Source organism: Vibrio sp. PID23_8 (assembly GCF_003584965.1).
In the GTDB taxonomy this organism is placed as follows: domain Bacteria; phylum Pseudomonadota; class Gammaproteobacteria; order Enterobacterales; family Vibrionaceae; genus Vibrio.
This window is the reverse complement of the sequence record NZ_LIXE01000002.1, coordinates 207,800-221,403: the sequence shown is the minus strand read 5'-3', so window position 1 is coordinate 221,403 and position 13,604 is coordinate 207,800. Positions and strand designations below refer to the sequence as shown.

The window sequence follows — 13,604 nt, the reverse complement described above, 5'->3', positions numbered from 1 at the left end:
CTACGCTTGTACTTGGATCTGATACTGGCGTTGTGCCGCAACCAATTGGTTATAGAGGCCTGCTTCAGGAATCAATTGCTTATTACGTTCACCTAAGCTGCGACGTTCATGACCGGATAAGTTGTGGTAGACCTCTTCTGGTAGGTTAAAGGTATCCTGAGGCATGTAGGTTAGCGCATCTGGCTTTAGGTAGTGACTGAGCTTTGCCGATGGCAGCCCAGCGTGATGAAACTGTTTTGTTTGCTCTGCGGCGATCTCATAACTGCTGCTGTCTGAACGCAATGCTTGTGGGTGAGATAAACCAAATTGATGACGAAGAATATCGTCGCTTGTTTTAATTTCTGGTACTTCTTCGACGGGAACGACATCACGCACGTCATTTGAAAACATCGACATTATTAGCGCAAAATCAGCACGACGACCATCATGTACAGCATGGTTAATCCCATTGCCGAACTGAAGCTCGTTGATGATTGCTGCTTTGTCTAAAGTATGAATTTGCATGATGCTCCCCGTTGATGCTTCTATAACGGCACTAAGAGGGAGAACTTTAGGGGGAATTACACGATAAGAGGGGGAATGAAAAATAAAAAAGCCCGCGAAATCGCGAGCTTTTGCATAAAACTAAATTGAACTTGGGAGAAGAGGTTACTTCGCTAGGTTCTCTGCTACGAAATCCCAGTTTACAAGTGCCCAGAAGCCGTTCATGTAATCAGGACGTACGTTGCGGTAATCGATGTAGTACGCGTGTTCCCATAGGTCAACAGTCAGAAGTGGAGTAGAACCTTCTTCTGTTAGTGGCGTCGCTGCGTTAGAAGTATTCACGATTTCTAGAGAACCGTCAGCTTTCTTAACGAGCCAAGTCCATGAAGAACCGAAGTTGTTGATCGCTGAATCAGTGAACTTTGCTTTAAACTCTTCGAAAGAGCCAAAAGCTGCATTGATTGCTTCCGCAACCGCGCCAGTTGGTTCACCGCCAGCGTTTGGCGCTAGACAGTGCCAGTAGAACGTGTGGTTCCAGATTTGTGCAGCGTTATTGAATACACCACCAGTAGAAGTTTTAACGATCTCTTCTAGTGTTTTGCCTTCGAACTCAGTACCAGGGATAAGGCCGTTTAGCTTAACAACGTAAGTGTTGTGGTGCTTACCGTGGTGGAAATCTAGCGTTTCTGCCGAGATGTGTGGTTCTAGCGCGTCTTTCGCGTAAGGAAGAGCTGGTAGTTCAAATGCCATTGATTGATTCTCCATAGATATGAAAGGATTACCTTTCGATTGCTTCCAATGTTCTTATTGATTTGTAGTCATGGCGACTGACTTGGAAAGTATTTTAGCAAGTTTTTACTTTATTAAAACCCCGATGTGAAAATATTTTGAGGTGGTTAAGTAAAAGGCGTATCAATTATGTGGTTTTTATTCTGCATTTATTGAGTAGAATGTGGCAATAATTAAAGTTCACATCCATGAATGAGGAAGCGATGGAAACTATCGACAAAATCAAACAACAGATTTCAGAAAACTCAATCCTGTTGTACATGAAAGGTTCACCGAAACTGCCTAGCTGTGGTTTCTCTTCTCAGGCAGCGCAAGCGTTGATGGCATGTGGTGAGAAGTTCGCTTACGTAGACATTCTACAAAACCCTGATATCCGCGCAGAGCTACCAAAATACGCGCAATGGCCAACATTCCCACAACTATGGGTTGAAGGCGAGTTGATCGGCGGCTGTGACATCATTTTGGAAATGTTCCAGAAAGGTGAGCTTCAGCCTCTAATCAAAGAAGCGGCAGCACGTGTTGAAGGTGACGCTGAGTAATTCGTCAATACTCACATTTAGCGATAGAATATCAAGGAGCCGAACTGGCTCCTTTTTCTTTTTTAGGTTAGTGGAATGAATATAAAGCTTTACTACGTACATGACCCGATGTGCAGCTGGTGTTGGGGATACAAGCCCACAATAGAAAAACTGAAACAACAACTGCCAGGTGTGATTCAGTTTGAGTATGTGGTGGGCGGCCTTGCGCCAGATACTAATCTGCCAATGCCGCCAGAAATGCAGCAAAAAATTGAACAGGTTTGGAAGCAAATCGAGTGTCAGCTTGGCACGAAATTCAATTATGACTTTTGGACATTGTGCACGCCAGTGAGAAGTACGTACCAATCGTGTCGTGCGGTTATCGCAGCGGGTTTTCAAGACTCTTACGAGCAGATGCTGGAAGCCATTCAGCATGCTTACTATCTGCGAGCAATGCCTCCTCATGAAGAAGCAACCCATCTACAGTTAGCAAAAGAGATTGGTTTGAATGTCCAGCAGTTCAAGAACGATATGGATGGCTCTTTGCTAGAAGGCGTATTCCAAGATCAGCTAAGTTTAGCTAAGAGCTTAGGAGTCAGTTCTTACCCTAGTTTGGTATTGCAGATTAACGATGCTTACTTCCCTATCGATGTTGATTACTTGTCGACGGAGTCAACCCTTAAGTTGATCCGTGAACGTATTATCGACAACATGCCAGCACAATAAGCTGTCATCTAAAGTCAGATAACAAAAAGCCGCTGAATTCAGCGGCTTTTTCGTAACTAAGTGCATCAATGTATAGGCAATACTAAAGCACCATTGCGGCAATCCAACCGAAGATGATCAGTGGAATGTTGTAGTGGATAAAGGTTGGCACAACCGTTTCCCAAATATGCTCGTGTTGGCCATCTGCATTTAGGCCTGATGTTGGGCCTAATGTTGAGTCAGAAGCTGGAGAGCCTGCATCACCCAGTGCCGCAGCAGTACCGACTAGCGAAATCGTTGCCATCGGTGAGAAGCCAAACGCCAATGCAAGTGGGACATAGATAGTGGCTAGGATTGGAATGGTTGAGAACGACGAACCGATACCCATTGTGACCAATAGACCAACGACAAGCATAAGCAGTGCAGCAAGCGGTTTATTGTCACCAATACTAGTTGATAGCGATTGAACGAGCGTTTCTACGCCTCCGGTTTGTTTCATTACTGCAGCAAAACCCGCCGCCGCAATCATGATGAAGCCGATCATCGCCATCATGTGAACACCTTTAGTGAACACGTCATGCGTTTCTTTCCACGCAATCACACCACCAAACGTAAACACCATGAACCCAGCAAGCGCACCGATGATCATCGAGCCAGTGTAAAGCTGAACACTAAGAGCCGCGATAATACCGATCGCCGCAACAATAATGTGTTGCTTGTTAATGGCGTGTTCCGTTTCATGTACAACAGTCAATTCATTTTCTTTGTATTCTCTAGGCTTGCGGTAGCTAAAGAAAATTGCCATGAATAAGCCAAATAGCATACCTAAGCCAGGCAATAACATAGCCGTAGGAACTTGGCTCGCGACCACGCTCTCCAAACCATTTTCATGAAGGTTTTTTAGCAAGATATTGTTCAAAAATATACCGCCAAAGCCGACGGGTAGAACCATATACGGTGTGATCAAACCAAACGTCAGTACACAAGCGATCAGACGACGGTCAAGCTTGAGCTTGGCGAAGACACCAAGAAGAGGCGGGATCAAAATGGGAATAAAGGCGATGTGGACAGGAATTACGTTCTGAGAAGACATGGTGACTAATACCAGCGCCACCAATACTGCGTATTTCAAACCAGTGGTCGATGTCGAACTGTCTTTACCATTTATGCGTTTGATAACGTCCTTAGCCAGTAAGTCGGTGATACCAGATTTGGATATCGCAACGGCAAATGCACCGAGCATTGCGTAGCTTAGTGCAATCGTCGCACCACCACCAAGGCCACTTTCAAATGCAGCAACGGTGTCCCCAAGGCTCATTCCAGCAACAAGGCCACCAATAATGGCACTAAACGTGAGGGCGACCACCACGTTTACGCGCATCAATGCTAATACCAACATGACGCACACAGATATAACGACAGGATTCATACTTTTCCCAATATGTTGTGTTTATTTATTATTTTTCGTCAACAAGCGGCCAACCGCCTAGGGCCTTCCATTTATTGACAATGCCACAGAATAACTCTGCTGTCTTTTGTGTATCGTAAAGTGCTGAGTGCGCTTCACGATTATCGAATTCCATCTCAGCGGTTTTACAAGCTTTAGCGAGAACGGTTTGGCCATAAGCTAGTCCACTTAACGTTGCGGTGTCAAAAGTGGCAAATGGATGGAAAGGGATTCTTTTTAGTTTGCAACGCTCGTTTGCGGCATTAACAAAGCTTAAGTCGAACGCGGCATTATGAGCGACCATGATTGCACGAGAGCAATCTGCCGTTTTTTGCTCTTTACGGATCAACTTATAAATTTCTTTCAGTGCTTCTTGTTCAGAAACGGCACCACGAAGTGGGCTGAATGGGTCACGGATGCCATTGAATTCCAGCGCTTCTTTTTCTAAATTCGCGCCTTCGAAAGGTTCGATATGAAAATGAATGGTGGAGGCCGGATGTAGAACACCGTCTTCATCCATGCGAAGTGTTACTGCGCAGATTTCTAAAAGTGCGTCAGTTTGAGCATTGAAACCTGCGGTCTCAACATCAACTACCACTGGGAAATAACCACGAAAACGTTTTTTCAAGGTTAGAGCTTCATTTTCTATTGTCATGTTGGCTTATTTTAGTGTGACGAAGGCTGCATTATTGCAGATTCTGACGATGAGAAAAACTGCAATGTAGGAGAAAAATTGAATTCTGTATTGCTATTTGCCAATTACTGTTATGACCAAAAGAAGGCAATGGTCTCCTGCTATTCCTGTGATGTTATCTACCATTTTACACGCTTGCCATATCTTTATAACCAAGCATTTCGAGGTTACTTGGGTGTATCTAAGGCTATTAATCATGATGAAATCGGTATGTTGGCGGGTTTTTTGCATCTGTTCGCTTGTTTTTAATTGATTCAGAATAGCGGCAATTGACTGCCGTTTGAGAGATAGTACCTAGATGAATAAATGGCTAATAACCAGCGGTGTCATACTGTCATTACTTAGTGCAAGCAGTTTTGCGACAATGAGTAAGCGTTATGTCGCGATGCCGCAGCAGTCACAATGGGAAATGGTGGTAAACACGCCGCTTGAGTGTCAACTTGTACACCCAATCCCAAGTTTTGGTGACGCGGTATTTTTATCTCGTGCAAATAAGAAGATCAATTTGGATTTTGAGTTGAAAATGCGTCGCCCGATGGGAGAGACCCGTGATGTCAGTTTGGTGTCTATGCCACCACCTTGGCGCCCAGGTGATAATGCTGATCGTATTACTAATCTTAAGTTCTTCAAGCAGTTTGATGGCTACGTTGGCGGTCAAACCGCTTGGGGTATTTTATCTGAATTAGAAAAGGGACGTTACCCAACGTTCAGTTATCAAGATTGGCAGAGTCGCGATCAACGAATAGAAGTGGCACTTTCATCGGTACTGTTTCAGAGTAAGTTCAATGCATTTAGTGACTGCATTGCGAATCTACTGAAATACAGCTTTGAAGATATTGCATTTACGATTCTGCATTATGAACGACAAAGTGATCAATTGACAAAAGCGTCAAAGAAGCGCTTATCCCAAATTGCTGATTACGTTCGCCATAATCAAGACATTGATTTGGTGTTAGTGGCGACTTACACCGATTCCACTGACAGTAAGAGTGCAAGTCAAAGTTTGTCAGAGCGAAGAGCGGAGTCGCTTCGAACTTATTTTGAGTCGTTAGGTTTGCCTGAAGATCGTATTCAAGTGCAAGGATATGGCAAGCGCAGACCAATAGCGGATAATGGTTCACCAATTGGCAAAGATAAGAACCGACGAGTGGTGATTTCGCTTGGGCGCTCTCAGGTTTAATCTGAGAGGATTGATTGATAAACAAAAGGCAGGTATCAGACCTGCCTACAATAAAATGGCCTGTTTCAGAGGAGAGGAAGTACCTAGCCTTCTAGGCCCGAAGAAGCTTGCTTGTTCTGAATTAGCTCAATCATGTAACCATCTGGGTCTTTAACAAAGGCGATGTGAGTTGTCCCGCCTTTGACAGGACCTGGTTCACGAGTTACGTTACCACCTGCCGCTTTGATCGTGTCACAAGTCGAGTAGATGTTATCGACGCCAATCGCAATATGACCAAATGCAGAACCTAGGTCATACGCCGTGGTTCCCCAGTTGTACGTGAGTTCGATCACTGAGCCTTGAGACTCGTCACCGTAGCCAAGAAACGCGAGTGTGTATTTGTACTCTTTGTTTTCGTTAGTACGAAGTAGCTGCATGCCCATGACTTCAGTGTAGAACTTGATGGATTTGTCTAGATCACCCACGCGCAGCATGGTGTGAAGAATTCGACCGTTTGACATTTTTTGCTCCTAGCTATTGTTTCAGAAGAGGTTATTCGTCTGGATACACTTTTTCTTTAAATTCACATAGATCTTCAATAATGCAGCTACCGCAGCGTGGTTTTCTTGCCACACAGGTGTAGCGACCATGAAGGATCAGCCAGTGGTGTACATCAAGCTTAAACTCTTTTGGCACCACTTTAAGAAGTTTTTCTTCAACGTCGTCGACGGTTTTACCCATCGCAAACTTTGTACGGTTAGAAACACGGTAGATGTGCGTATCTACCGCGATGGTTGGCCATCCGAATGCGGTATTCAGTACCACGTTTGCGGTTTTACGACCCACACCTGGTAAGGCTTCTAGTGCGGCACGATCTTCTGGTACCTCACCGTTGTGTTTCTCTAGCAAGATTTTACAAGTTTTAATGGTGTTTTCTGCTTTTGAATTAAACAGACCGATGGTTTTGATGTATTCCTTTAAGCCATCCACACCCAAGTCAAGAATGCTTTGTGGCGTATTGGCAACGGGGTAGAGCTTGTCTGTTGCTTTGTTTACGCTGACATCCGTTGCCTGCGCTGAAAGCAGGACGGCTATGAGTAATTCAAACGGTGTGCTCCAGTTAAGCTCCGTCTGAGGATTGGGATTGTTTTCTCGTAGTCGTTCGAGAATTTCAATTCTTTTGACTTTGTTCATTGCTGACTTCCAAACCCGTCTTTGCGGTTTATGAAAAAGGCCCTACGAGTGGTAGAGCCTTGATTTTAGGATTCTTATATTATGCGTTAGTGACGCGAGCGCGCTCAATGGCTGGTTTTTCTTCTTTTGGCTGACGTGCCTGAATTGAGCTGTCGATAACGTTTTTCAACGCAATCAAAAGCCCGACGCCAATGAAAGCACCCGGTGGCAACAATGCCAATAAGAAGCTGCTATCGAAGTGGAAAACTTGAATACGCAGTGCGGCAGCCCAGTCGCCTAAGAGTAGGTCTGCACCATCAAACAGCGTACCGTTACCGACAAGTTCACGCATGGCACCAAGTACAACCAATACGGTTGTCATACCAAGGCCCATCCAGAAACCATCTAGCGCTGCTGGCAGTGGATCATTCTTAGACGCGTAAGCTTCTGCTCGGCCGATGATAATACAGTTGGTCACGATCAGTGGAATGAAGATACCTAATGATAGGTACAAGCCGTACGCGTAAGCGTTCATCAAGAGTTGAACACAAGTTACCAAGGCTGCGATGATCATAACGAAAACCGGAATACGAATTTCTTTAGGTACGTAGTTACGGATCAGTGAAACCGTCACGTTTGAGCCCACGAGAACCAACAAAGTCGCGATACCTAAGCCGAGCGCGTTAGTGATGGTGGAAGAAACCGCAAGTAGAGGACACAAACCCAGAAGTTGCACTAGGGCAGGGTTGTTGCTCCACATACCGTTTTTCATTAGCAGCTTATTGTCACTCATGGTTGCCTCCGGCACAGTCTAGGGGCTGATTCAAAATCTCATCACGAGACTTGTTTACATAGTTTACTGTGTTTTTGACCGCTTTCACTACCGCACGAGGGGTAATGGTTGCGCCAGTGAACTGATCGAAATCGCCGCCGTCTTTGCGTACGCGCCAAGAATTCCAGCTATCTTCGGTGACTTGCTTATCTGTGAAGCTTAAGATCCAGTCTGTCACGCGCAAATCAATCTTATCACCTAAGCCTGGTGTTTCTTGATGGCTTAAGATACGAGTGCCCAGAATTTTCCCTTGGTTGTCGATACCTGTGATGATTTTGATTTCACCGTTGTAGCCATCTGGGGCGATGGACTCAATCGCCATTGCGGTCGGTTGACCATTTTTGGTCGCGATGTAAGTTGGCATTGAGCGAACCGTACCGAGGTCAGGAGCCGTTACCATAGTACACGCCGCAACAAGGTTGTTGTCATGCATTTCTTCAGGAATTACTTGGTTAAGAACCGACAGCAATTGTTTTTGTTCCTGAAGTTTAATTTGATCTTTTGTTAGGTACTGAGTCAGTGCCACAAGACCGGTTGTTGCACAGGCGAAGATCGCCAGTGTCAGACCATTTTTTCTAATAGCGGTTAACATGTTTACCTCAGTGACCGTAAGTTCTTGGTTTGGTGTAGTAGTCGATCAACGGTACACACATATTGGCAAGCAGAACAGCGAACGCAACGCCATCTGGGAATCCACCCCAACTACGAATAATGAATACCAACGCACCAATCACAGCGCCGAAAATCAAGCGACCTTTTACAGTCGTTGACGCTGAAACAGGATCGGTAGCGATAAAGAACGCGCCTAACATCGTTGCACCTGAAAGTAGGTGGAAGATTGGTGATGCGGTTTCTCCCGGCATGATCAAGTTAAATACGGTGCTAAACAGTGCCAAGCTACCTAGGAAACCAACAGGAATGTACCATTGGATGATGCGTTTCTTGATCATCACTAGGCCACCAACCAAGTAAGCTAGGTTTACCCATTGCCAACCGATACCTGCAAGTCCACCAAACATTGGTAACGCCAGCACCTCACTTGGCGTTGCACCGGTATGAATACCGGTTTTGAATGCATCTAATGGGGTTGCCATTGTCACGCCATCCACGCCGGCACGAACTTGTTGCAGCGACAAACCATCAAAATCATAACCAGTGAAGATCAAAGACAACGCGTCTGCAAAAGTAACGTGCTCAGACATCAATGAAACAGGCGCGCTCCAACTTGTCATCTGGACAGGGAAGGAGATGAGCAATACAACGTAAGCGACCATCGCTGGGTTAAATAAGTTTTGACCAATACCACCGTATAAGTGCTTCGCAATAACGATGGCAAAAATTAAACCGATGACCATGATCCACCAAGGGGACCATGGTGGGATCGCAACGGCTAATAGCCATGCGGTCACGATGGCACTGTTATCACGCAGTGCACGCATTGGTGAACGCTTACGCACAAGCATGACTAATGCTTCAAGTGACACTGCGATCGCAATCGCGAATACGAGTTGAATGATGGTGCCCCAACCAAAGAAGTAGGTTTGAGCCACTAAGCCAGGAATAGCACACAGGGCTACCCATTTCATCAAATCAGGCGTGCTGCGACGGCTGTGCGCGTGTGGTGAACTGGCAATAAAAAACGACATTACTCGTTCTCCTCAGTATTGTTCTTATTCGCTTCTTGCTGAGCTTTACGTGCTTTAGCGCGAGCAATGGCTGCGGCAACAGCGGCTTTCTTTGGATCCACTTCTGGTTCTTCAGAGGGTGCTTCCGCTTCTACAGATTCTGTTTGCGCTTCTTGCTGATCTTTGCGTGCTTTGGCGCGAGCAATCGCAGCAGCCACAGCGGCTTTCTTTGGATCCACTTCTGGCTCTTCAGTAGGCGCTTCTTCAACAGATTCTGTTAGTGCTTCTTGCTGAGCTTTACGCGCTTTGGCACGAGCAATGGCAGCGGCAACAGCGGCTTTCTTTGGATCCACTTCTGGCTCTTCAGTAGGCGCTTCTTCAACAGATTCTGTTAGTGCTTCTTGCTGAGCTTTACGCGCTTTGGCACGAGCAATGGCAGCGGCAACAGCGGCTTTCTTTGGATCTTCAGTTTGCTCAGCAGGTGTTTCCGCTTCTACAGGTTCGGATGAGCCTTCTTGCTGAGCTTTACGTGCTTTGGCACGAGCAATGGCAGCGGCAACAGCGGCTTTCTTTGAATCTTCAGTTTGCTCAGCAGGTGTTTCCGCTTCTACAGGTTCAGATGAGTCTTCTTGCTGAGCTTTGCGCGCTTTCGCACGAGCAATCGCAGCAGCGACCGCAGCTTTCTTTGGATCGTCAGCTTGCTGTGTAGACGTTTCTGATTCGATAGACTCGGTTGAATCTTCTTGTTGAGCTTTCTTCGCCTTAGCACGGGCAATCGCTGCTGCCACTGCTGATTTTTTATCATCAGCATTATCCGCAGAACCATCGCCTTGTTCTTTTTGCGTTTTGCGCTCGCGAGCAAGACGTTTACGCTCTTCGCGTAGTTTAGCCATTTCTGAGTTATCAGGCTCGGCTGCACCAGATTGAGCCGCAGCAGCTTGTTTGGCTTTTGCTTTGGCAATCGCGGCCGCAACCGCTGGTTTCACTGTTGGCTCGGTTTTCGCTTCAGCATTCTCTTTTTGTGCTTTCACACGAGCGATCGCTGCGGCAATCGCATCGTCACCGCCAGATGCTTTCATGTCTTTACGACGCTCATCCGCGGCTTTCTTAAAGCGATTCTCACGTTCTGCTTTTTCGCGTTCCATACGCGCTTTCTTCTCTTCAAAGCGCAGCTTAGCTCGTTCAGCTGCTGCCGCTTCTTGAGCGCGAGTACGGATTTCAGCTTTCGCTTGACGGTAGTATTGAACCAGTGGAATTTCGCTTGGACACACAAATGCGCACGCGCCACATTCAATACAGTCTTTTAGGTTCAGCTCTTCTAGCTTTTCGTATTCTTGGCTTTTCGCGTACCACTGAAGTTGCTGCGGCAATAGCGATGCGGGACACGCTTCCGCACATTGGCTACAACGGATACATTCCATTTCGTATTGGTCAGAAGCGATCTCACGACGCTTCGGTGCCAAAATACAGTTTGTCGTTTTAGTGATAGGGACCTGAGCGTGGGGTAGGGTAAAGCCCATCATTGGACCACCCATGATTAGGCGTTGCAGTTTCTTATCTGCTTTGTAGCCAAACTCATCCAAAAGCGCTTGTACAGGCGTACCAAGTAGCGCCCAAACGTTGCGCGGTTGCTTGAAGGTTTTACCCGTCAGAGTCACGATGCGATTCACCATAGGTTCGCCGTCGATCACTGCCCGTTTAATTGAGTAGAGAGAACCAACGTTTTGGACCAAGATGCCAATATCCGCAGGGATAGCGCCGCTTGGAACTTCTTTATTGGTCAAAATCTTGATGAGCTGCTTCTCACCACCTGAAGGGTATTTGGTTGGGATAACGCGGATCACGATGTCTTTGTTCATCGCCGCTTGTTCCAGTGCTTTGATTGCTGCTGGCTTGTTATCTTCAATACCGATGATGGTCAGTTTTGGCTTGAGGATATGCTCAACAATCTCGATCCCTTGGAGCAGTTCGTCCGCATGCTCCTGCATGAGTTTGTCATCGGCGGTGATGTAAGGTTCACATTCTGCCGCGTTAACGATAAGAATTTCGGTGCGCGCAATACCCGATTGGATCTTCTTCGCCGTTGGGAAGCCTGCGCCACCCATGCCGGAAATGCCAGCAAGGCGAATCACATCGATCAATGCATCAGCGGATTCTTGAGTGTAATCGGCAACCGGCGTTTTTTCACACCAAGTATCGTTACCATCAGGCGTAATCACTGCGCACAGTTCGCTTAAACCCGATGGGTGAGCAACGGTTCGTGGTTCAATAGCCGTCACTTGACCAGAAGTTGGTGCATGAACAGGAACGGTGAAACCACTGTCTGAAGCTGTTAGCTGTTGACCTTTCAACACAGTGTCACCAACAGCAATCAATAAATTACCCGCTTTGCCAATGTGTTGTTTCAGAGGTAGGACGATTTCCGACGGAATGGCGGCATGAACCAATTCAGTTTTGTTGGATTGCTTTTTGTTTTCTGCCGGATGCACGCCGCCTGGGAAATCCCATAGCGAACCAGTACGAATTTGTTCAATCAAAGACAACATACGAAACCTTATTTAATTGAATCAGTCACGTTCGCTGCGTTGGCAGCATCCGTAATGTTAACTACTGGAATAGCGTTAAGCTTCCACTTCCAGCTCTCTGTGGTGGTTTCCACAGGAATCATCTCAATACAGTCAGTTGGACAAGGAGCAACACACAAGTCACAACCGGTACACTCGTCTTTGATAACGGTATGAAGTGCTTTGGTACCACCGACAATCGCATCCACCGGACACGCTTGAATACACTTGGTACATCCGATACACATGTCTTCATGGATGAAAGCAACGGTTTTGACTTTGTTATCGAGATCGTGTGCTGATTCTTCCGCTTCAACGCCCATCAGATCCGCCAGTTTTTCAATGGTTGCTTGACCACCAGGAGGACACTTATTGATTTTATCGCCGTTAGCGATCGCTTCAGCGTATGGACGACAGCCTGGGTAGCCACATTGACCACACTGAGTTTGCGGAAGAATAGAGTCAATTTGATCGACAATCGGATCCGCTTCGACTTTGAAGCGAATCGATGCAAAACCAAGGATGGCTCCGAAGACAGCGGCAAGAGCAGCAAGAACGATGATCGCAATTAAAATGGTACTCATCGTTTACTTCACCAAACCTGTAAAGCCCATAAAGGCAAGAGACATAAGGCCTGCGGTGATCATCGCAATCGACGCGCCTTTAAAAGGCACAGGCACATCAGCGGCCGCAATACGTTCGCGCATTGATGCAAATAGGATCAGTACGAAAGAGAAGCCAACGGCAGCGCCAAAGCCGTAAATGATCGATTCGATAAAGTTGTGGTTCTCGTTGATGTTAAGCAGAGCAACACCCAGAACCGCACAGTTTGTGGTGATCAATGGCAGGAAGATACCCAACAGACGGTAAAGTGTCGGGCTGGTTTTGTGCACAACCATTTCGGTGAACTGTACAACAACAGCGATCACCAAAATAAAGCTCATGGTTCGTAAATATTCGATGCCTAGTGGACGCAATACATAGCTTTCCACTAGGTATGCACACACAGACGCGAGCGTTAGTACAAAAGTTGTCGCTAAGCCCATGCCAATGGCTGTTTCCAGTTTTTTAGACACGCCCATAAAAGGACACAAGCCTAAAAACTTTACCAGTACAAAGTTGTTCACCAACACAGTGCCGACTAACAACAAAATATATTCGGTCATAGTTCATACGTTCTTAAAATCCGATCTCAATATTATCGTGTTTTGTGACACCAATAACAACCAGTGAACGATGTGGTTTTATGCACACGATGGAAAATTATACGTGTATGTGATGTGAGCGGATGAATTAATAAGAAATTGAAAAGTCTGATGAATGATTGTTAACAAAGAAAAACGCCATTACCACTGCTGATTTAACACGTAATTGTTTTGGTGTATTTGATAGGAAGAGCTAATGAAGTAAGTAAGACGGTGTGACAATTCGGTCTGCAGTCGTCTCTTGGAAAAGTCAGCCACCGCTAGATACGAAAAAAGCCGTGTCATATGACACGGCTCTATTGGGAATTTGGCTCCTCCTGCTGGGCTCGAACCAGCGACCTGCGGATTAACAGTCCGTCGCTCTACCAACTGAGCTAAGGAGGAATTGCTTTGCTTGAAAGCGGGACGAA

At 46.2% G+C, this 13,604-nt stretch carries 15 protein-coding genes and 1 tRNA gene; 3 read left to right on the top strand and 13 right to left on the bottom strand.

Going from position 1 to position 13,604, the window contains the following annotated elements; genetic code table 11:
• The gene (locus tag AK966_RS04890) at nt 1-504 is read right to left on the bottom strand and encodes a VC2046/SO_2500 family protein (RefSeq protein ID WP_119463644.1); all 504 of its coding nucleotides are present in this window, start codon (nt 502-504) and stop codon (nt 1-3) included.
• 144 nt (nt 505-648) lie between these two features.
• Nucleotides 649-1,233 (bottom strand): superoxide dismutase [Fe], encoded by a 585-nt coding sequence (gene sodB, locus AK966_RS04885; RefSeq protein WP_099079482.1) that lies wholly within the window; start codon nt 1,231-1,233, stop codon nt 649-651.
• Nucleotides 1,234-1,475: 242 nt separating this feature from the next.
• Between sodB and AK966_RS04880 the strand changes: the two genes are divergently transcribed.
• Nucleotides 1,476-1,811 carry a Grx4 family monothiol glutaredoxin gene (locus AK966_RS04880; protein WP_099079483.1) on the top strand — a complete coding sequence of 112 codons (336 nt, stop codon included), beginning with the start codon at nt 1,476-1,478 and terminating at the stop codon, nt 1,809-1,811.
• Between the two features lie 75 nt (nt 1,812-1,886).
• On the top strand, nt 1,887-2,516 hold the full coding sequence (locus AK966_RS04875) for a DsbA family protein (RefSeq protein WP_119463643.1): 630 nt from the start codon (nt 1,887-1,889) through the stop codon (nt 2,514-2,516).
• An 82-nt stretch (nt 2,517-2,598) separates the two neighbouring features.
• On the opposite strand, the gene AK966_RS04870 is transcribed toward AK966_RS04875, so the two are convergent.
• Together AK966_RS04870 and rnt are read right to left on the bottom strand one after the other, a co-directional pair.
• Nucleotides 2,599-3,924, bottom strand: a complete 1,326-nt coding sequence (locus tag AK966_RS04870; protein ID WP_099079485.1) for a Na+/H+ antiporter family protein — start codon at nt 3,922-3,924, stop codon at nt 2,599-2,601.
• 28 nt (nt 3,925-3,952) lie between these two features.
• On the bottom strand, nt 3,953-4,597 hold the full coding sequence (gene rnt / locus AK966_RS04865) for a ribonuclease T (RefSeq protein WP_099079486.1): 645 nt from the start codon (nt 4,595-4,597) through the stop codon (nt 3,953-3,955).
• A 337-nt stretch (nt 4,598-4,934) separates the two neighbouring features.
• Here rnt and motY point away from each other — a divergent pair, with 337 nt between their 5' ends.
• A complete protein-coding gene (gene motY / locus AK966_RS04855; protein WP_099079487.1) occupies nt 4,935-5,816 on the top strand; it encodes a flagellar protein MotY in 882 nt (293 codons plus the stop codon).
• A gap of 83 nt (nt 5,817-5,899) precedes the next feature.
• Here motY and gloA read toward each other — a convergent pair whose 3' ends face one another.
• From gloA to AK966_RS04810, 9 genes are all read right to left on the bottom strand, one after another.
• Nucleotides 5,900-6,316 carry a lactoylglutathione lyase gene (gene gloA, locus AK966_RS04850; RefSeq protein WP_099079488.1) on the bottom strand — a complete coding sequence of 139 codons (417 nt, stop codon included), beginning with the start codon at nt 6,314-6,316 and terminating at the stop codon, nt 5,900-5,902.
• A 31-nt stretch (nt 6,317-6,347) separates the two neighbouring features.
• Nucleotides 6,348-6,989, bottom strand: a complete 642-nt coding sequence (gene nth / locus AK966_RS04845; RefSeq protein ID WP_099079489.1) for an endonuclease III — start codon at nt 6,987-6,989, stop codon at nt 6,348-6,350.
• 79 nt (nt 6,990-7,068) lie between these two features.
• The gene (locus AK966_RS04840; RefSeq protein WP_099079490.1) at nt 7,069-7,761 is read right to left on the bottom strand and encodes an electron transport complex subunit E; all 693 of its coding nucleotides are present in this window, start codon (nt 7,759-7,761) and stop codon (nt 7,069-7,071) included.
• Nucleotides 7,754-8,392, bottom strand: coding sequence for an electron transport complex subunit RsxG (gene rsxG / locus AK966_RS04835; RefSeq protein WP_119463641.1), 639 nt, complete (start codon nt 8,390-8,392; stop codon nt 7,754-7,756). The genes AK966_RS04840 and rsxG overlap by 8 nt, the downstream gene beginning before the upstream one ends.
• Before the next feature lie 7 nt (nt 8,393-8,399).
• The gene (rsxD, locus tag AK966_RS04830) at nt 8,400-9,446 is read right to left on the bottom strand and encodes an electron transport complex subunit RsxD (RefSeq protein ID WP_119463640.1); all 1,047 of its coding nucleotides are present in this window, start codon (nt 9,444-9,446) and stop codon (nt 8,400-8,402) included.
• Nucleotides 9,446-11,971 (bottom strand): electron transport complex subunit RsxC, encoded by a 2,526-nt coding sequence (rsxC, locus tag AK966_RS04825; RefSeq protein ID WP_119463639.1) that lies wholly within the window; start codon nt 11,969-11,971, stop codon nt 9,446-9,448. The genes rsxD and rsxC overlap by 1 nt, the downstream gene beginning before the upstream one ends.
• 8 nt (nt 11,972-11,979) lie before the next feature.
• Nucleotides 11,980-12,573: an electron transport complex subunit RsxB gene (gene rsxB / locus AK966_RS04820; protein ID WP_099079494.1), complete on the bottom strand. Its 594-nt coding sequence runs from the start codon at nt 12,571-12,573 to the stop codon at nt 11,980-11,982.
• A 3-nt stretch (nt 12,574-12,576) separates the two neighbouring features.
• Nucleotides 12,577-13,155 carry an electron transport complex subunit RsxA gene (gene rsxA / locus AK966_RS04815; protein WP_099079495.1) on the bottom strand — a complete coding sequence of 193 codons (579 nt, stop codon included), beginning with the start codon at nt 13,153-13,155 and terminating at the stop codon, nt 12,577-12,579.
• A gap of 347 nt (nt 13,156-13,502) precedes the next feature.
• Nucleotides 13,503-13,578 (bottom strand) — tRNA-Asn (locus AK966_RS04810).
• Between the last annotated feature and the right edge of the window lie 26 nt (nt 13,579-13,604).